The organism is uncultured Corynebacterium sp. (assembly GCF_947253065.1).
Lineage (GTDB): Bacteria > Actinomycetota > Actinomycetes > Mycobacteriales > Mycobacteriaceae > Corynebacterium.
In genome coordinates this window covers 1-17,690 of record NZ_CAMXWS010000018.1, presented here as the reverse complement: position 1 = coordinate 17,690, position 17,690 = coordinate 1, and the positions used below count along the sequence as shown (strand labels likewise).

17 protein-coding genes are annotated in these 17,690 nt (G+C 59.3%); 9 read left to right on the top strand and 8 right to left on the bottom strand.

Annotation, left to right across the window (positions count from 1 at the left end):
• Window positions 1–368 precede the first annotated feature (368 nt).
• The 3 genes from aceA to Q0X21_RS06000 all read left to right on the top strand — a co-directional run bounded on the left by aceA (window position 369) and on the right by Q0X21_RS06000 (window position 3,133).
• The gene (gene aceA / locus Q0X21_RS06010) at window positions 369–1,661 is read left to right on the top strand and encodes an isocitrate lyase (protein WP_297850928.1); all 1,293 of its coding nucleotides are present in this window, start codon (window positions 369–371) and stop codon (window positions 1,659–1,661) included.
• A gap of 138 nt (window positions 1,662–1,799) precedes the next feature.
• Window positions 1,800–2,297 (top strand): ribonuclease E activity regulator RraA, encoded by a 498-nt coding sequence (rraA, locus tag Q0X21_RS06005; RefSeq protein WP_297850926.1) that lies wholly within the window; start codon window positions 1,800–1,802, stop codon window positions 2,295–2,297.
• Window positions 2,298–2,320: 23 nt separating this feature from the next.
• Entirely contained in the window at window positions 2,321–3,133 is an 813-nt protein-coding gene (locus Q0X21_RS06000) for an Fpg/Nei family DNA glycosylase (RefSeq protein ID WP_297850925.1), read from the top strand.
• Between the two features lie 130 nt (window positions 3,134–3,263).
• Here Q0X21_RS06000 and Q0X21_RS05995 read toward each other — a convergent pair whose 3' ends face one another.
• On the bottom strand, window positions 3,264–3,977 hold the full coding sequence (locus Q0X21_RS05995) for an ABC transporter ATP-binding protein (protein ID WP_297850924.1): 714 nt from the start codon (window positions 3,975–3,977) through the stop codon (window positions 3,264–3,266).
• Window positions 3,978–4,967, bottom strand: a complete 990-nt coding sequence (locus Q0X21_RS05990; RefSeq protein ID WP_297850923.1) for an FtsX-like permease family protein — start codon at window positions 4,965–4,967, stop codon at window positions 3,978–3,980.
• Between the two features lie 116 nt (window positions 4,968–5,083).
• On the opposite strand from Q0X21_RS05990, the gene Q0X21_RS05985 reads away from it, so the two are divergent.
• From Q0X21_RS05985 to Q0X21_RS05975, 3 genes are read left to right on the top strand one after another with little or no spacing between them, the layout of a single operon-like run.
• A complete protein-coding gene (locus Q0X21_RS05985; RefSeq protein ID WP_297850921.1) occupies window positions 5,084–6,238 on the top strand; it encodes a sensor histidine kinase in 1,155 nt (384 codons plus the stop codon).
• A complete protein-coding gene (locus Q0X21_RS05980; RefSeq protein WP_297850920.1) occupies window positions 6,238–6,843 on the top strand; it encodes a response regulator transcription factor in 606 nt (201 codons plus the stop codon). The genes Q0X21_RS05985 and Q0X21_RS05980 overlap by 1 nt, the downstream gene beginning before the upstream one ends.
• Before the next feature lie 25 nt (window positions 6,844–6,868).
• The gene (locus tag Q0X21_RS05975) at window positions 6,869–8,455 is read left to right on the top strand and encodes a bifunctional ADP-dependent NAD(P)H-hydrate dehydratase/NAD(P)H-hydrate epimerase (protein WP_297850918.1); all 1,587 of its coding nucleotides are present in this window, start codon (window positions 6,869–6,871) and stop codon (window positions 8,453–8,455) included.
• Here the strand turns inward: Q0X21_RS05975 and Q0X21_RS05970 are convergent.
• The gene (locus tag Q0X21_RS05970; RefSeq protein WP_297850916.1) at window positions 8,421–9,155 is read right to left on the bottom strand and encodes a TIGR02206 family membrane protein; all 735 of its coding nucleotides are present in this window, start codon (window positions 9,153–9,155) and stop codon (window positions 8,421–8,423) included. The two genes, Q0X21_RS05975 and Q0X21_RS05970, sit on opposite strands and share 35 nt — an antisense overlap.
• A 183-nt stretch (window positions 9,156–9,338) precedes the next feature.
• Between Q0X21_RS05970 and Q0X21_RS05965 the strand changes: the two genes are divergently transcribed.
• The 3 genes from Q0X21_RS05965 to Q0X21_RS05955 all read left to right on the top strand — a co-directional run bounded on the left by Q0X21_RS05965 (window position 9,339) and on the right by Q0X21_RS05955 (window position 12,472).
• On the top strand, window positions 9,339–10,469 hold the full coding sequence (locus Q0X21_RS05965; RefSeq protein WP_297850951.1) for an MFS transporter: 1,131 nt from the start codon (window positions 9,339–9,341) through the stop codon (window positions 10,467–10,469).
• Between the two features lie 19 nt (window positions 10,470–10,488).
• Window positions 10,489–11,088, top strand: a complete 600-nt coding sequence (locus tag Q0X21_RS05960; RefSeq protein ID WP_297850914.1) for a hypothetical protein — start codon at window positions 10,489–10,491, stop codon at window positions 11,086–11,088.
• 76 nt (window positions 11,089–11,164) lie between these two features.
• On the top strand, window positions 11,165–12,472 hold the full coding sequence (locus Q0X21_RS05955) for an IS1096 element passenger TnpR family protein (RefSeq protein ID WP_297850913.1): 1,308 nt from the start codon (window positions 11,165–11,167) through the stop codon (window positions 12,470–12,472).
• Here Q0X21_RS05955 and Q0X21_RS05950 read toward each other — a convergent pair.
• The 5 genes from Q0X21_RS05950 to Q0X21_RS05930 form a co-directional block, all read right to left on the bottom strand.
• Window positions 12,469–12,798, bottom strand: a complete 330-nt coding sequence (locus Q0X21_RS05950) for a DUF202 domain-containing protein (RefSeq protein ID WP_297850912.1) — start codon at window positions 12,796–12,798, stop codon at window positions 12,469–12,471. The two genes, Q0X21_RS05955 and Q0X21_RS05950, sit on opposite strands and share 4 nt — an antisense overlap.
• A 12-nt stretch (window positions 12,799–12,810) precedes the next feature.
• Window positions 12,811–13,197 carry a YidH family protein gene (locus tag Q0X21_RS05945; protein WP_297850911.1) on the bottom strand — a complete coding sequence of 129 codons (387 nt, stop codon included), beginning with the start codon at window positions 13,195–13,197 and terminating at the stop codon, window positions 12,811–12,813.
• A gap of 24 nt (window positions 13,198–13,221) precedes the next feature.
• Window positions 13,222–14,529, bottom strand: coding sequence for a hypothetical protein (locus tag Q0X21_RS05940; RefSeq protein ID WP_297850909.1), 1,308 nt, complete (start codon window positions 14,527–14,529; stop codon window positions 13,222–13,224).
• Between the two features lie 45 nt (window positions 14,530–14,574).
• Window positions 14,575–16,680 (bottom strand): integrin alpha, encoded by a 2,106-nt coding sequence (locus tag Q0X21_RS05935; protein ID WP_297850907.1) that lies wholly within the window; start codon window positions 16,678–16,680, stop codon window positions 14,575–14,577.
• Window positions 16,681–17,008: 328 nt separating this feature from the next.
• Complete coding sequence (locus Q0X21_RS05930) at window positions 17,009–17,515, bottom strand: VanZ family protein (protein ID WP_297850906.1); 507 nt, start codon at window positions 17,513–17,515, stop codon at window positions 17,009–17,011.
• Between the last annotated feature and the right edge of the window lie 175 nt (window positions 17,516–17,690).

Genomic DNA, 17,690 nt, shown 5'->3' with positions numbered 1-17,690 from the left:
ACTAAGTGATTACTGTCACGAGCGGATAACTTTCGTCACACGGCGTCGATATCTACCCCCGAAATTGTGGCTTCTTCTCGGCGCGAATGTTTGGTCCTGCCTGCCGCGGCCAATGTGCAGAACTTATAATTCCCGCAGGATTAAGGGAGTTTTTCTCCAGCTAGTGGCAATTCCTCGGGGGGATTTGGTCCGCTTGGAAGGCTCACAATGCTTAGTCAACTCACCCCCTCATAAAAATCGAGTTTCGAAGTCTGTTGACGTTTTATGTGCGACTTGGGGATACTAAGCACAACGCGAAGAGCGTGGCTCACTTCACTTTTTGTTGTGAGAGGCTTCTATCACACACCCACTGAAAGGGGACAAGCACTATGACCACCACTGGACAGGCTCGTACTGCTCAGGAAATCCAGAAGGACTGGGACGAGAACCCCCGCTGGAAGGGCGTAACCCGCGATTACACCGCAGAGCAGGTCGCAGAGCTGCAGGGCAACGTCGTCGAGGAGCAGACCCTCGCACGTCGTGGCGCTGAGATCCTCTGGGACGGCATCACCAAGGGCGACGGTTCCTACATCCACGCACTGGGCGCCCTGACCGGTAACCAGGCTGTGCAGCAGGTCCGCGCTGGCCTGCAGGCTGTTTACCTTTCCGGTTGGCAGGTCGCTGGTGACGCTAACCTCTCCGGCAACACCTACCCGGACCAGTCCCTGTACCCGGCTAACTCCGTACCGAACGTTGTCCGTCGCATCAACAACGCTCTGAGCCGTGCAGACCAGATCGCACGCGTCGAGGGCGATACCTCCGTAGACAACTGGCTCGTCCCGATCGTCGCTGACGGTGAGGCTGGCTTCGGTGGCGCCCTCAACGTCTACGAGCTGCAGCGCGCAATGATCCAGGCTGGTGCCGCTGGTACCCACTGGGAGGATCAGCTCGCTTCCGAGAAGAAGTGTGGCCACCTGGGTGGCAAGGTCCTCATCCCGACCCAGCAGCACATCCGCACCCTGTCTTCTGCTCGTCTGGCAGCTGACGTCCTCAACGTCCCGACCGTGGTCATCGGCCGTACCGACGCTGAGGCTGCAACCCTGCTGACCTCCGACGTCGATGAGCGCGACGCTAAGTTCCTGACCGGTGAGCGTTCCGCTGAGGGCTACTACTACGTCAAGAACGGCGTTGAGCCGTGCATCGACCGTGCGAAGTCCTACGCTCCGTACGCTGACCTGATCTGGATGGAGACCGGTACTCCGGACCTCGAGCTGGCTAAGAAGTTCGCTGAGGGCGTCCGCGAAGAGTTCCCGGATCAGCTCCTGGCTTACAACTGCTCCCCGTCCTTCAACTGGTCCTCCCACCTCGACCAGGAAGAGATCGCCAAGTTCCAGAAGGAGCTGGGCAAGATGGGCTTCGTCTTCCAGTTCATCACCCTGGCTGGCTTCCACGCCCTCAACTACTCCATGTTCGACCTGGCTTACGGCTACGCTCGCGAGGGCATGCCGGCGTTCGTCGACCTGCAGAACCGCGAGTTCAAGGCTGCTTCCGAGCGCGGCTTCACCGCTGTGAAGCACCAGCGCGAGGTCGGCGCAGGCTACTTCGACCGCGTCGCAACCACCGTCGACCCGAACTCCTCCACCACCGCTCTGAAGGGCTCCACCGAGGAGGGCCAGTTCTAATTAGAACTGCCATGACCGGATAGTCCCCGGTTGAGTATCAAGGGACCTGCACGTCACAATGCAGGTCCCTTTCTCATTTTCGCACTACAACGCATGGTCTCGGCGTAGACTCGGGACCCAAACAGAAAGGAATTCTTCATGGCCGACATCCAGTTCATTCCCACCGCTGACATCGCTGATATTCACGACACCGCGGTTCGCAGCTGCGACATCCAGTTCCGCAATTTTGGTGGCAAGATCGATTTCTGCGGTGAGATCCACACCATTTCCTGCTTCCAGGACAATGGCCTGGTGAAGAAGACGCTGAACTCTCCGGGTGAGGGCAAGGTGCTCGTCGTTGACGGCCACGCCAGCATGCACACCGCACTCATGGGTGACATGATCGCGGAGGCCGGCGTGAAGAACGGTTGGGCCGGCGTGATCATCAACGGCCCGATCCGTGATTCCGCTGAGGTGGCCAAGATGGAATTCGGCTGCAAGGCGCTCGGTTCTAATCCGCGCAAGTCCGCGAAGGACGGTGTGGGGCAGGAAAATATCGTGTTGCGTCTCGGCGGCATCGACTTCGTGCCGGGCGAGTACGTCTACGCCGATTCGGATGGCGTCGTCGTCTCGCAGTCCCCGGTCGAACCGAAGTAGAACCTCCCCTGTAACCTGGAGGAATGCCTGAAGGTCACGTTCTCCACCGTCTCGCCCGCGATCTCAACACCGATTTCCGCTCGGGTCCGGTGGAGGTGACCAGCCCGCAGGGACGCTTCGCTACAGAAGCAGCGCTTATCGACGGCACGTGGCTCACCGAAGCCACCGCTCACGGCAAGCACCTGTTCATCTCCTTCGGCACTGAACAAGGAGAACCCGAGCACACCGTCTACATTCACCTTGGCCTGATCGGCTCTTTGCGTTTTGAGCCTGCCGCCGACGAATGGGGGCAGATGCGCCTCCACATTTCTAATGGTGAAATAGCCGCCAACCTGCGTGGCCCGCAGCGGTGCGAATTGATGTCGCCGGGGGAGGCGGCTGCGATCGTCGATAAGTCTGGCTTCGATCCGATCGTGGAGCTCGACCCGCCTGAGGCCCTGTTTGAGCGCGTACACCGCTCAAAGCGCACCATCGGTTCGATGCTGATGGACCAAAAGCTCTTCGCCGGAGTTGGCAATATCTATCGCGCGGAAGTGCTGTTCCGGCAGGGAATCGACCCTGCGCTGCCGGGAAACCAGCTAGACCGCGCCCAATTTGATGCGATCTGGACTGATCTCGCGGAATTGATGGCTTATGGCGTCGACCATGGCCGGATCGACACCGTCCGCCCCGAGCACACCCCGGAGGCGATGGGGCGCCCACCCCGCAAGGACGACCACGGCGGCGAAGTGTACGTCTACCGCCGTGCCGCTGATCCTTGCTACATCTGTGGCGCGCCCATCGAGACGAAGGTCCTGGAAGGCCGCAAGCTGTACTGGTGCCCCGAGTGCCAGTAGTCACCTAAAACGCCAAATACCTATTCCTTGATACCTATTCACCAGGTGAACGGGGCCGGGCCACACATGGTGACCTTGTGAATAGGTTTCCTGGAATAGGTATTTAGAGATTTCTGGGCGTTGCGCTCTTCTAGCCCTCTGTGACGTGGCCGTCGGAGACTTCGATGACGCGGTCGCCGTCTTCGATCAGCTCGGTTTCGTGGGTGACGATGAGGCAGGCCGGGCCGAGCTCCTCGGTGACATTGCGGAGGAGCTTGATGATCTCCTGGGAGCGGTTGGTGTCTAGGGCGGCGGTGGGTTCGTCGGCAAGCAGGAGGCTTGGTTCGCCCATGAGCGCACGGGCGATGCCGACGCGTTGACGCTGACCGCCGGAGAGCTGCTGCATGCGGCGATCGCCAAGCCCTTCAAGGCCAACGAGCTCGAGCAGGTCATCCGCATGCGCCTTCTTCGCACGGAGAGCCTTGCCACGCACACCGCGAATGTGCTCAGTGACCAGCAGCTGGTCGCGGACGGTGAGCGATGCGATCAGGTTCGGCTGCTGGAAAACCATGCCGATGTGATTGAGGCGGACCTCATCACTGATCGGCTGACCGGCGATTGTCACGGAACCGGAATCGGGAGTGAGCAGGCCGGCCGCTGCAGAAAGGAGTGTGGACTTGCCAGAGCCGGAAGCACCGACGACGAAGGTGACGGTGCACGGGTCAGCCGAGAGGGAAGCATTGTCCAGGGCGGTGATCCGGCTATCACCATCCGGGTAGGTGACGGTGACGTTCTGCATCGACAGTGCCGGAGCATCGCCGGTAGAGGAGTGGGACGTGCGGCGAATATCGGTTGCGGTGGTCATTTAAGCTGCACCTCCAAGTGCGAGTTGCGGGTCAACGCGGGAAATTGAACGAGTAGCCAGGGCAGCACCGCCCATGCCGAGAATCCAGATGGCTACGGCGGGCAAGATCACGCTCGCTGGGGTGAGCACGAATGGTGCGACATTCGCAGCCAGTGCGCCCAGACCAGCGGCGAGGGCGGTGCCCACCAGAGCACCAAGGGCGAGGATGAGGGCGGCCTGGCCGATGCTGTCTTTGAGCAGGTAGCGGTTGGAAGCACCGATGGCCTTGAGGATGGACAGATCGCGGGTGCGCTGTGCTGTCCACACGCTCAAGAATGCGACGGTGACCAGCGCGGAAATGAGGTAGAGGAAGCCCTGAATCATCTTCAGCGAGCCCTGCTCGGAAGAGTACGCAGGCAGCGCATCAAACGAGTCCTTCAAAGACACAGACCCTTCCGGGGCAGTGTCCTTGTTGTCAGACAGCATCACCGTGCCGACTGCCTCGGTGTGCATGGCAGCCTGCCAGGTCTTGGTCGGGACCCATAGAACAGGGGAGTGGGCGAAGTACAGATCTTCGGCCTGCTCAGCCACCGTGACGGGGGCGCCGCCGACGGTAATGGACTCGCCGTCGGAAAGCTTGAGCGCCTCGGATGCGATCGCGTCATCGCCCAAGACCTGGCCGGTAGGCAGCGTGGTGCCGGACGGGAGGCCCAAGACCGCGACGGAATCTTCCGTGCCGTCCGCACGCGTCATCAGGGTCTGGCCGGTGCCCAACGGGGTGGTTCCCTCATCGGCGTGGGCGATGCGGGAAGTGGTGTAGGACTGGTTATCCGCGCCGTCGAAAGTCACGGCAGCGGGGTCGAGGGCTTCGAGCGCAGAGGTGTTCTGCTTGCCCAGGCCGGAGGTAAGGCCGGTGAGCATAACCACGAGGAAGGTCACTAGTGCGACCACGCCCGCGATCAGGCCGAAGCGCCCTTTGGCATTCAGCAAATCTCTCAGTGCAACAAACATGATTCAATTCTCATGTTTTTGCAGGTCATCACACATCGGGAGAGAGGGCGATTTATCAATCAACCGATCGGTTGATTGGGCGTACACCCATGGGTGGTCCGATACGGTGAATAACTGTGAGAACCACCAGCCATATCCTTGCTTTCCTGCGCGTGAGCCTTCATGTGCTCGTCGCGCTGCTGCTCCTTGTCGGGTTGCTCAGCATCAATGATTCACGCGTGCCTGCGCTCACGGTGTGCTTGGCAGTCGCGTTTTCGGCGCTCTACCTGGCCGGAACTGTGTTGCATCACCGCGGTAAATCGATTCCACGCTCCGCTAGTTGGGCGTGGCTCGGGGTCGTGGCTGCCTTCTGGGTTGCATTGGTGTGGTCTTCCCCGACATTCGCGTGGCTGGAGTTCCCGCTGGTGATGATCGCGTGCTACCTGTTGCCGGCGCCTCTGGGAATCACCGCGTCGCTGGCCGCGGGCGCATTCACGGTGTCGGTGATGGCACCGGAATCGGGCATTGCTGGGATCATCGGGCCGACGATCGGCACGCTGGTCGCGATCGTGGCCAGCTTCGCTTATCAGGCACTTCACGCAGAGGCCGAGCATTACAAGCACATCGCTGCCCGGCTGGAAGCTACGCAGATGGAATTGGCGGAAAGCCAGTACCAGGCGGGCGCGCTGCAGGAACGCACACGTTTGGCGCGCGAGGTGCACGACACCATGGCGCAAGGCTTGAGCAGCATCGTGCTCTTCGGCCGAGTGGCGCATGGGCATGTCGCGTCCAAGGAACCGGTGAGGCTGGACAAGGCGGAGGAGATCTTGGGCACGATCGTGGATACTGCCAGCGAGAACCTGGCGGAGGCACGGCGTTTTGTCTCCGCGAACTCGCCTGAATCGGCCCCGTTGGGGGAGCGGCTTGGGGCGGTCGCGGCGTCGGCACGCAGTAGGCAACGCGCGATTGATGCGCCGTTTGAACTCACGCTCATCGCTGACGATGCGGATGCGATCACGGGCACGGCCGCTGATGTGGTTGAACGTGTCGTGCGTGAGGGCGTGAGCAATATTGTGCGTCATTCGCAGGCGCGCAAAGCGGTGGTCACTGTGGAAAAACTCGGTAATGTCGCCACGGTGGACGTCTTCGACGACGGCTTGGGCGTCAAGCGCCCTGAGGGCCACGGGCTGACTGGCCTGCGCGCGCGGCTCGCGGAAGTCGGTGGCACGCTCGAACTTGAAACCTCGCCGCGCGGCACAGTGCTCGCGGCACGAATCCCTCTGGAGGACTGATGGTCCGCATCATGCTTATCGACGACCACCCCGTCGTCCGCGCCGGCCTGCGCGCCGTACTGGAAAGCGATGGTCAGATCGAGGTCGTCGCACAAGGGTCTGATGGCACCGCGATTGAAGAACTGCCCGCGGACGTGGATGTGGTGGTGACTGATATCCAGATGCCTACCGTCACCGGTATTGAGGTCGCTCAAAAACTGCAGGCTGCTGGTGGCCCGCCAGTACTGATCTTGACTACCTATGACACGCAGGCCGATGTCGTCGGTGCGATGGAAGCGGGTGCTTTGGGTTATGTTCTCAAGGACGCGCCGGAGGAGGATCTTCGTGCTGCGGTGCTTGCCGCTGCGAAGGGCGAGCGCACCTTGTCACCACAGGTGGCGAATGTGCTCGCTGAGCGTCTCACCAGGCCTGATGTGGCATTGAGCGCCCGGGAGATCCAGATCCTGGAAGCTTTGGCAACGGGTGCATCGAACCGCGATATCGCAGCCAAACTGTTCATCTCCGCTGCGACAGTGAAGACGCACTTGGTGCACATTTACAGCAAGCTCGGCGTGGACAACCGCACCGCGGCAATCACTGTGGCGCGGGAGAAGCGCATCATCTAATAGCTAAATCGCTACCGTGGGACCCATGGGTTATGCGTATACAGCTGATCAGATCCGTGCGGCCGAGAAGCCTCTTTTGGATGCGCAGGCTGTCCCGGATGAGTTGATGAAGTCGGCTGCCCACGCTGTTTTTGAGGCAGCCGAGGCGATGCTGACCTGGCCTGATCCATTAGCGTTCATGCGCCAGAACCCCAAGTCGCTGCTGCTTGTTGGCAAGGGCGGCAATGGTGGTGATGCGCTGTATGCCGGCGCGGAGCTCGCGCTGGCTGGTCACCCTGTGGATGCGTGGCTGGCATGGGGGAGTGCTCACGAGCCGGCATTGGAGACATTCCGTAATGCTGGTGGCACCGTGCTCAAGGCGGCACCAGAAGATCTGCGCGACTACCGCTTCGCTATTGACGGGCTGACTGGCCTGGGGGGTGCAGGCAGTCTCGACGAACAAACGGGCCAGGTCATTGCTGGTCTCGCCGATTGGTATGCGCACGTGCTCGCCGTCGATGTCCCATCTGGAATCGCGGCTGATACCGGCGAGAAAGGCGAGTTTCACGTCATCGCCGATGCAACGGTCACTTTCGGTGGTTGGCGTCTTGCCCACGGCCTCGCCCCAGAGTGCGGGATCCAGTTGCTCGCGGACCCGCACTTGACCAATGGCGGATCCATCAGCGAGAACCTTTCGCCTCTCAATGCCGCCGCGTTACTCTCTCGCGCCGTGAATGATGCCCATGGCTGGCCAGACAGCCTCGAGCGACTGACCCGGACCAATGTTCCTGGCCTGGAACCGCGCTTTCACGATGACAAGTACAGTGGTGGTGTTGTGGGGATTCGTGCTGGTAGTGACACATATCCCGGCGCGGCGATCCTGTGCACCACAGGCGCTGTTCACGCGACCCCGTCGATGGTCCGCTACACCGGCCCCCAAGCGCTTGAGGTCGTGCGGGCGCACCCCGAGGCAGTAGTCACTGAAAAACTCGAAGACACTGGCCGCGTACAAGCGTGGGTTTTCGGCCCGGGTGTGGGCACCGGCAGCACAGCGAGCAGCGAGCTCGCTTATTTGCTCGGCCGTGAGGAGCCTTTGCTTATCGACGCCGACGGCATCACCCTTCTCTCCCTCGACCCCGAGCTGCGCGAGCTCTTGCGTACTCGCTCTGCACAGACCATGCTCACCCCGCACGATGGTGAATTCGCGCGCCTCCGTGATGCCGCGGGACTGGAAACCACTGATCGTCTTGCTGAAACCCGTGCCTTGGCCGAAGCAATCAACTGCATGATCCTGCGCAAGGGACGCAGCACCATCATGGTTAATCCACGCAAAGACTCGCACGATTCGATCGTGGATGCCGGGACTTCGTGGGCAGCGACCCCTGGCTCAGGTGATGTGCTCGCCGGAATCACAGGCGCTCACCTGGCTATGACCGCTGCACGCTGGGGAAATGATGCCTTCCTGAGTGATACTCAGCCCGTTGTCATTCACGCTGTCGCCAGTGCACTCGCCACACAGACCGAATATGGACCAGGCCCCACTCATGCGAGCGCAATCGCCCGCGCAGTGCCCGCCGCAACGGCGAAGTTGAATACCTTTAGCGGTCTGCCGGCAGCTTCCACACAACGGTAAGCAGAGCGAAAGCGCCGATCACGCCGGGGCCGACAACCACCAAGTACCAGGGCCACCGGCCAAAGAGCTGCAGCGGTGACCAGCCACGCGGGTGATCGGCCACGAACATGTAATTGCCTCCGGTGCGCTTATTCATCGCCGATGCGAATGCCGCCCACGCCAAGGTCACGCCCGTGACCATGCGGAAATCTTTCCAACTCGGCCGGTACCCCAACCCGAAGGTGAGCACCACAGGCACAACACTGGCTGCGATATGGAAGTACCAGTAGGCGATCTCCTGCAGCTTCCTGTTGTCCTGTACGAATGCCATGTCAGGGAAGAAGATCGCCATCGGGTTGAGGAACAGCCCCCAGTAGTAGCTGATCGCCGTCGCCGTGGGATTGCCCGTGCCCAGTGCCAGGGGAGTGATCACGCGCAAAGCATCGGTGATGTGGAATGGCGCTGTCTCATCCCACACCAGTCGCTTCGGGTTGAGCACCCACACGAAATAGGCGAATGTGATGATCCCCATGATCGCCCCGGCTACCTTGCGCGAAGCCTTGACCACCGAACCCGGCAACTGCTTCACCGCGACGACGAGAATCCCGCACAGCATGATGAAGAAGACCATGAGCGCCAAGTGCTTCTGGTCGTACTGCGTGATCGTGGGGTACGTCTGGCCCGTGTGCTTCGAAGTCCACGGGGCGGGTTGGTAGGCCATTTCATCTCCATGCTGCCGAGAATCTTCTAATGTTTTACCACTTGCGCTAAACGCTCGAAGCAGAAACTAATTCGCCTCTTCCATTTCGCGTGAGCGGAAGGAGAGGCTTAGCGTGGACTCGTGGTTACTCAAGCATCAGCATCGGCAGCTAAACCGCCGTTTCCATATCTTCCGCTGTCGGCGATGGGTTTCGCGGCGTTCGTGTATGTCACCTTTGAGATGTTCGCCGTTGGCCTGATCACTCCAATGTCTCAGGACTTGGGTGTGAGTGAGGGCCAAGTGGGACTTCTCATGACGGTCTACGCCTCCATTGTCGCTGTGGTGACCATTCCGCTGATGGAGGTGACCAGACGCCTGGACCGGAAACCGGTGTTCATGGCCACCCTTGTCTTCCTGCTCGGTGGCATTGTCTTGCAGGCCACCGCGACGAGCTATTGGGTATTGGTGATCGGCCGTGTCTGCGCGGCTCTCACGCACGGGCTGTTCTGGTCGTTGGTGAACCCGATGGCTGCACGTCTGGCTCCTTCCGGCATGACCGGCAAGGCAGTCGCAGTGGTCTCCCTGGGATCGACGATGGCATTGGTGATCGGTTCCCCCTTGACCACACTGCTTGGCGGGGCGTTCGGCTGGCGTAATGCCACGTGGATTCTTGGTGCCTTTGTGGCTTTGTCTTTCGTTTTGCTGTTCTACCTGCTGCCCTCGATGCCTGCTATCCCGCCGGCGGGCAAGAAGCAGGGGGAGCAGAAGCGTTCTGCACTTCCTGCATTGGTTGTGTACCTCGCCCTGGTCATCACCGCATTGTTCTGCAGCTACACCTACCTTGGCTTGTTCATTCAGCACACCGCCGGTATGTCCTTTGTGGCTATCGGCTTGGCCGCGTACGGCATCTTCGGCATCGTCGGTGTGCTCTCCGCTGGACGTCGCGCGGATCGCCGCATGATCCGCATGAATGTCGTTGGCGCCGGCTTGATCGTGTTGGCGGGCCTCACCGGCGCAGTCGCCCTCACCGCGACCAGCGGATCCTATGTTCTGGGCTTCATTCTCGCCGTCCTCGTCGTGGCCTTCCTCGGTCTCGCCGGTGGTGGACTTCCTACCGTGGCCACCACGGTCTTCCTGTTCGCCGGTAATGCGAACCAGAATCGTGCTTCTTCGATCTACGTGGTCACCTTCCAGGTGGGTATCGCTAGTGGCTCGGCGATCGGCGCTATTCCTGTCGACGCTGGCTTCTTCCCCGGCACCCTCCTCATCACTGCTGTGCTCGGTGCGCTTGCCGCTGCGGAATTGAGCTTCCGCGCGCGCCCCTTGCTGCGCTAGCTCATGTAGCCTTTGGCTCATGACCACCCCGCATGAACGTCGCCCCGGTGCTGCAGACGTGGATGTCCGCCCTCTGCCGTTGAACACTCCGATCGGCCCAGGTGCGTGGCACTCAGTGGGCAGCCGTCCGGAGCCTGGCAACACTGCGATCACGTGGGAGCTCACCGATAGTCAGCATCCCGGTCGTCTGTTTTTTGGCGCGAAGAATACCGAGCGACGCAGTGTGCTGCTCGGCATCTCGGGGGAGCGAACGGAGCACTTCGATGCATTTTCGCCGGAGCCGTTCACGCTCACTGGCTTCAACGGCGTGGAGGCCGGCGAGGCTCGTGTGTTCGCTGGCTCCATCTTTGGCCAGTCGTCCCCAGTCGATTTTCCGGGCTCCGTCATCGCCGCAGAATTGCGGATCAAACCACACGAGGAATTCGTTTTTGTGATTGATTCTTCACTCGCTCATGCGGTACTTTCGGTCGATCAGGAGCTATATCTCGAAGACATTTCGTTGCAGCCTGAGACCATGGGATATGTCAATGAAGGCGTGAGAACGCTTCATATGATCAATCCTGGGGATAACCCAGCATTGGCGCTGGTGCTTGGGGCGCCGTCGATAAGCGAGGTGTGAGGCAACGTCCACTGAAGTGGACATCGTGGACGCCTTTCAACCCGCACGTGGATTGAACCCGCCGTAAGGTGAAGGCATGATCCTCACGCTGCTGATGTCCCTCGAGGGATCACGCCCCGAAATCTCGCGGCTGATCAACATCGAAGATGACGTGACCCTTGGCGAATTCGCGCCCGTCATCGACGCCTCTTTCGGGTTTTCCGGCACCGCTTCCCACCTATACATGGGCACTGTTGGGGATGAGCCTGTCTTATTCTCTCCAACACCGAGTGAGGGCGAGTGCGATGAAGCCGAGGTGATGCTCGGCGACATCGACACGATGACGTATGTCTACGACCCAGCCGCGAATTGGAATATCCGCCTTGAGCTGCTCGGCGTCAGCGACCTCGATTCGCCATCGCCCATGCTTATCGACGCACAGGGCCCCGACGTCCTCGAAACCTGCGGCGGCCCAGAGCTCATGACGGCGTTTCATGGCGAAGCCCGTCGCCTCGCCGCGGGCCTCGACCCAGACATGAAGGTCTCGCCACTACTACTCAGCTTCATGCCCGTGATGAGCCCGGAGCGCCTCATCCAACGCCTGACCTCCGCCGATCACACCACCGTCGCTGAGCGCATCGCATTCACCGCTGAGAATCTCTTGTTGGACAACGCCGACGAACTTATCGACGATCCTCGCGCCCCCGAACTCTCCCAAGAATTCGACTCCTTCATGGAAACCAGGCCTGACCTGCAGCAAATCCTGTCGCTCGACCCGAATCCGGAGCGCAATCCCACCTTGATCGCAGCGATCAGCGAGTTCTTTTCCGACCGTGCGCCAGAATTCATGGAGGAAAACCTCTACCCATTCACGCGCGTGGTCACGAATATCCGCGCATTCCTGTACCACTGCGCCGAACCCATCCGACTGACTTCACGTGGAACGTTGCGCGCAGCCGATGTGCGCACGCTTGCCGACGCGATGGGCCTCAACGTCGCCCCCGGCAACCACCGCGAAGAAGCGGTGCCGTCGCTCAGCGCGCTGCGTTCCTTCCTGCAATTCGCCGGCCTGATCGTCAAAGAGGACGGCCAGCTCACCGCAACGGAAAAAAGCCTTGATCTCGCCGCCAACCCAGATGGTCTGCTGTACACATTTGAAACAGAGTTCTACCGCTACTTCGCGGTGAAACAGAACGAAAGCGCCGAACAGATCCTTTCCTGGGCAGCCAGCGCCACCGGACTTTCCGGCCCCGCCGCCTTTCCCAATGCCCCGAAAGACCCAGACCTGGCCGTAAATCTGTTGATCGGTCTCGGCATTCTCGATCCCACCTCAACTCCTTCAGCCCCATTTCTCACCGAACCGGGCAGGGGAGTGCTCACTGTGATGCTGGACCTGGATACCTAGCCAACCACGATGAGGTAGAGCCCCAGGCCACCCAACACAGTCATCCCCAGTGTGATGGCTCCAACACCGAAGACATTTGCGTCCACCTGTTCTCTGCTCAGGCCTTGTGCTTCAACCCGGTACGACGCCCGATTGCGTGCGATGATCGCCACAGACAGTAATGCCAACAGGCCCATTGCCCCGAACACCAGTGCCGAGTAGTTCGCTGACCAGCGCAGCAGCGTCAACGAGCACACCATCATCGCCAGCGCGGTCCGCGTCCACGACAATGCTGTTCGCTCTGGTTGCAAACCAGCATCAGCGACCGGGATCGGGGTTCTTCTCATCTCACACCGCCTTTAGAAAAGAGCGATGAGAACAATAATGCTGGCCACCCCGATGCCCAGGCCCAGCAGCGGAACAATGCCAGGCGCGGGAAGCGGTTTGCCGTGGCGCAAAGAGCGCTCGATGCGCATCCAACGGAAAGCAGAACCCAATGCAATAGCCATTCCCGCGATGATCAGAACGATTGAGGCAGTCTGCCGCAGTCCAGCGTCCAGCCCCTGCATGGCAAAGGCCTCCAATGCGATACCACCAGCTAGAAAAGCTAGCGCCGTACGCGTCCAAGCCAGAAACGTACGCTCATTCGCCAGCGTGAATCGTGGATCTGGTTCCTCACCATCGGGGAAAACGGCGCGGGTGAACACATCACGTTCATCTCGCTGCCGTTGATCAATCCCACTCATACTTAGACAGTGTAGGTCTCCCGATTAGTTGGGGGCGTGGACTTTATCTTCAGCGCGACCATAGTCCTTGCTGAAACCGAAGGCTTGGTGAGCGACCTGCGAATGCGTGGCCGAATTATTCACCGACGCGATGTACTGCGGAACGGCACCTTCGAAGCGTTCGGTACTCGGAGTTCCGCCGTAGGGGTTGGTGTACCACCGGGTCGGTCCACCTTCGTTGGTCAGAACCGTGCCAGCAACGTAGACGTCTCGTTTGGCGCCATCGAAAGCTGAGTCCAGGTCATACTGTCCAGTTCCAGGTGCAACTTTATAACCCGGAATAGAGAATGTCCCGTTGCTGTTGCTCGCGAAAGTTGTGGGCATGACCTTGCCCAGATTGCTATCCCAAACCCTGGACGGGTTACGCACACCGAAGAATGGCGAGTACTCGGCAAGAGCGGAATCGTCGCCACCAATACGGGTGTTGCCCTCCCACCGCTCGTAGGGAGCCCAAACATCCTTATGGTTTTCCAGACAACGGGAAGTAGGGATCAACCTGCGTCCTTTGGAAGCCACGGGCAAATTGGAACCAGTAGTCTTAATGATTTCCTCTGAGCAGTTCTCGGTGAACTCATTCGAAGATCCATAGAGGTCAAAAGCAGAAATGACTGCTTCCGTATTGTCTGAGCACTTCACCGCGTAGATCATCTCGTGGGCATTGTTACGCGTTGCGTCGGCGGAGTGCGATCCCTGGTGCATCTTGATCAGGTAGTCGCACCGAACCGGTTCACCTGTGGCATCGCGAACATACCCCTGTGCGCGATCTTGGTTGACGAGTTTCACGTCGTTAAGCACATAAAACTTGTGCCCGTAATGATCCTCGTGGCGGTGCGCAAGCGATCCGTCCGTCGCTTTCGCGTACGTCTCTGATTGGTGGGAGACGTAGCCGAATGGAATGCCATCCACTGTTACGCCGGGCTCAGCCATCTCATTGAGCTTTTCGATGGTCCACTCGTAGATGTTCGATTTCGTCGGTTCGTCCCCGTGCTCGTGCCCGAAAGAGCACTGCTCACCATTAGTCCGTGTAAGCACCGGTGGATGCCACCCATCGTATTTGCGACCATCAGGGCCAGTCACCATGAATTGCTCGTGTTCCTGTTCAGTGCAAGTGTCGAGATCGTTCGGCGACCAACCCGTCTTGGCGTGCTGATCTGCATTCGTGCCTGATGTGTGATGCGCATGCGGATCATTCGCGTGATCAGCTTGCTGAGCATTGACCACAACGGACCCTACGCCCAGCGCCACACAGGCAGCGAGAGTCGCCATGCAGGTAGAAGTTTTCGTGATTTTCATTGTCTTCCTTCCAGATAGACCGTCAATAATTTGCTTCATGACGGCCTACTTCCGGCCAAACAGCCTCTTGTAAATCTGCGCAAACGCCGCGTTAGATTGTTGTGGGAACAGGGCGAACAGAGCGCCAATTACGCTGGCACCGCCGAGGAACACACCAAGGATTCCTCCAACAACGGCAGCTACTGTTGCGCCCTTAGATTCATCGGATGAACCGCTCGAACCGCTGGAGGCTGTATTTCCGCTCTGGCCATCCTGGCTATCCTGGCTATCCTTGCCGTCCTTGCCATCCTTGCCGTCCTTGCCCACATCGCCCTTCTCGCCAGTGGCCTTCACTCCGGTGTCCTTGCCGCCAACCCACCAGTTGCCGTTGTCACCGATGATCGGGCTGTCACCTTGATCTCCAGCGGGACCACGGAGGAACTCCCAGAAATCATCGAGCGTTTTGTTTTCGTTTCCCGGCAGCTCAGCCCAAAGGTCGAATGCTGATTTGCCCTTTTCACCCTGCTGCCCCTGAGCATGCACCCCAGTGTCTTTGCCGTTCACCCACCAGTTGCCGTTGTCGCCGATAACTGGGATGACGGGTAGGTCCGGGTTAGTGCGCTGTGGAGGCATCGTGGCCAAAGTGACCGTGGAGTGTAGCCCCTTGTTACGTCCGGACGATGGAGCGTCGCCACCGAAGGCGATATCAGGATTCCCATCGCCGTTCATATCGCCTGGCGCAGAAACTGCGCGCCCAATTCTTTCGCCTGCCTCCCCGTAGATCACAGAGTGCTGCGATGCGGGCAGTGATCCCAAATCAATTACGCCAGATGGCTTTTCCATGACTGCTGTCGAAGAGACCAGATGAACTTGGCCCGCCTGGTCTTCACCGTTCTTGCCTGCAGCTGAAAACGCACCGAGCACTAATGTAGAGGCCTGGTTAGATGCCGCTACCTGGGGCTTAGCTACCGCAACGCTATAGCCCAATCCCGTCGCATCGACTGGAGCCATCAAGACGACCCCTCGGTTTTCACCGTTTTCGTCAAAAGCACCTCGGTTCGAGTTGTTTCCGAAGTCAGTTGTGACGTCCGCGGAGGATTTCCCTCCCCACAACACGACAGCAGCGCCGGACAAGCGGAGAGAATCCGCGCCGATTACGACATCGTCGTAACCATCTCCGTTCAAGTCACCGGCAGCTGCAACCGACATCCCCAGTCGGTCCTTGCCCTCCAATGGACCAGTGACAACGAAGCCACGTTCGCCCAATGGCTGACTTAAATCAACATCTTGCGGTTTGTCCTGGCCGAACAAGACCCACACGAGTCCGTTTGCTGAATCCTTCGAAGCCTCGGACTTCCCTGCATAAGACGTGACCGCGAAGTCATCCTTCCCGTCACCATTAATATCGCCGACGTTAACGAACTGCTGGATCGCGTTACTGCCCGGTTTTACTGTCATCAACAACCGGGATGAATCTGCAGCTGCGTCGTACGTCGCGATGTCGTCAGATCCGCTGAATACTTCGATACGCGGGTTTGCCTTTGCTGCGTACGTCGTTACCGCGATATCGTTTCGACCATCGCCGTCTAAGTCTCCTACAGCATTCACAAAATTCGAGAATCGCGACCCCTGGGCACCTTTCATGAAGTAACCCTTGTCGCCGAAAAACTCTGTTGACGTTGTATCCAAATCTTCGTCGCCGAACACGACGGTGGCAGTACTGGCTTGGAAGTCGTTCATGACGATGTCGTCGAATCCGTTGCCGTTGGTGTCACCGAGGCACGCGGCAGAAAAGCCGATCGAGCTGTTCGATCGCGAATCGTTCTCAATACGAACGACGCCGACATCCTCATCGTCGATCGGTTGAGGTTTCTCAGCAGCTGCTTTGAAGTTTTCCCAGGTCACGCCGTAACCCGCGCCGATCTTCTTGCCGTTTCGCACCCAATTCCAGTCGGTGACGAACACTTCTGGAGTTTCATCTCCGAGCATGTTGCACCCAGTTTGAGACATGGTTGCTCCGAGAAAATTTCCCGGCGCCCCGTACAAGGTGTACGTCTCGAGCGGCTCTAAAGAAGCGTTCGACTGCGCCCCTGCCGGGGCAGCCACGGTTGCCAGTGACAGAGCTGTCAAGCTGGCGATCGCACGCGTGAACGCACGATTTCTTTTATTCATTTAGCATTCCCTTACCTAACTTAGGTTATCCTGGCCTAACGATCATAAGTAGGAGAGAATTAGGTAACAAGAGGATAATAAGTGATTTAGATCACTGTAAATCGAGGAAACCCAAGGTTGGGCACCAATCACTCTTGGCATAGGCTGCGAATAAAGGTTCCACCCTGCTGACAAGAGCCCCTGAAGGCTTTTCGCCCCGTGCGATAGGCGGGGTGGTCGCTTTTATTCCGGACGTTTCCAGTAGGTTGGCGAAATCAGTTGGGGATCAGTCAGCGCAGCCCCCGGAGATTTAGGTTTCTCAACCTAGTTACTCATTCACTTTGGGGTCTTACCCAACAAGCACGAGCGCAATGAACGCAACAGTGGCAACAGCGGCGAGTCCAGCCCACAGTGAGTGAAACCGCGGACCGCAGAGCTTTGCAAGTACAGCACCGATGAATGCGCCGAGGGTGTTCAGCACCAGGTCGTCGATGTCGCTGTAGCCGAGTCCGAAGAGGAATTGCCAGGTCTCAACGATCAAACTGAAACCAGCGCCGACCAGTGCGGTTGCCAGTAGGGGACGGGGACCGGGGCGGTAGAGGATGTACACGAGCATTCCCAGGGGAATGAACAGCAGAGTGTTCCCGCCGTACTCGTATACCGGCTTGAGCCAGGAAGTGGCGTTCGTCAACGTGTCGAAGGGGACGAGCTGGAGGCTCCGTCGCATTTGCTTGGCGGGGTCCCACAAATCCCCGATGGTGTAGAACGCCCGGAGCATGGTCAGCGCCACCACCACGCCGGAGTACCCCATGAGGGCACCGATCGTGGCGGCGCGCTGTGCTCCGCTTTGACGCACTACTTGACCACCAAGTTGACCATGCGGCCCGGCACCACGATGGTCTTCACCACATTCTTGCCTTCGGTGAGGCTGGTAATGCGGTCGTCGGCAAGCGCGATCTTCTCGATCTCATCCTTGGATGCCTCAGTCGGAACGTCAACACGTGCGCGAACCTTGCCGTTGATCTGGACGG

Bases quoted from the DNA above. Each gene is read 5' to 3' on its own strand.
- aceA (WP_297850928.1), top strand. From the start codon at position 369: ATGACCACCACTGGACAGGCTCGTACTGCTCAGGAAATCCAGAAGGAC.
- rraA (WP_297850926.1), top strand. From the start codon at position 1,800: ATGGCCGACATCCAGTTCATTCCCACCGCTGACATCGCTGATATTCAC.
- Q0X21_RS06000 (WP_297850925.1), top strand. From the start codon at position 2,321: ATGCCTGAAGGTCACGTTCTCCACCGTCTCGCCCGCGATCTCAACACC.
- Q0X21_RS05995 (WP_297850924.1), bottom strand. From the start codon at position 3,977: ATGACCACCGCAACCGATATTCGCCGCACGTCCCACTCCTCTACCGGC.
- Q0X21_RS05990 (WP_297850923.1), bottom strand. From the start codon at position 4,967: ATGTTTGTTGCACTGAGAGATTTGCTGAATGCCAAAGGGCGCTTCGGC.
- Q0X21_RS05980 (WP_297850920.1), top strand. From the start codon at position 6,238: ATGGTCCGCATCATGCTTATCGACGACCACCCCGTCGTCCGCGCCGGC.
- Q0X21_RS05975 (WP_297850918.1), top strand. From the start codon at position 6,869: ATGGGTTATGCGTATACAGCTGATCAGATCCGTGCGGCCGAGAAGCCT.
- Q0X21_RS05970 (WP_297850916.1), bottom strand. From the start codon at position 9,155: ATGGCCTACCAACCCGCCCCGTGGACTTCGAAGCACACGGGCCAGACG.
- Q0X21_RS05965 (WP_297850951.1), top strand. From the start codon at position 9,339: ATGGGTTTCGCGGCGTTCGTGTATGTCACCTTTGAGATGTTCGCCGTT.
- Q0X21_RS05960 (WP_297850914.1), top strand. From the start codon at position 10,489: ATGACCACCCCGCATGAACGTCGCCCCGGTGCTGCAGACGTGGATGTC.
- Q0X21_RS05955 (WP_297850913.1), top strand. From the start codon at position 11,165: ATGATCCTCACGCTGCTGATGTCCCTCGAGGGATCACGCCCCGAAATC.
- Q0X21_RS05950 (WP_297850912.1), bottom strand. From the start codon at position 12,798: ATGAGAAGAACCCCGATCCCGGTCGCTGATGCTGGTTTGCAACCAGAG.
- Q0X21_RS05945 (WP_297850911.1), bottom strand. From the start codon at position 13,197: ATGAGTGGGATTGATCAACGGCAGCGAGATGAACGTGATGTGTTCACC.
- Q0X21_RS05940 (WP_297850909.1), bottom strand. From the start codon at position 14,529: ATGAAAATCACGAAAACTTCTACCTGCATGGCGACTCTCGCTGCCTGT.
- Q0X21_RS05935 (WP_297850907.1), bottom strand. From the start codon at position 16,680: ATGAATAAAAGAAATCGTGCGTTCACGCGTGCGATCGCCAGCTTGACA.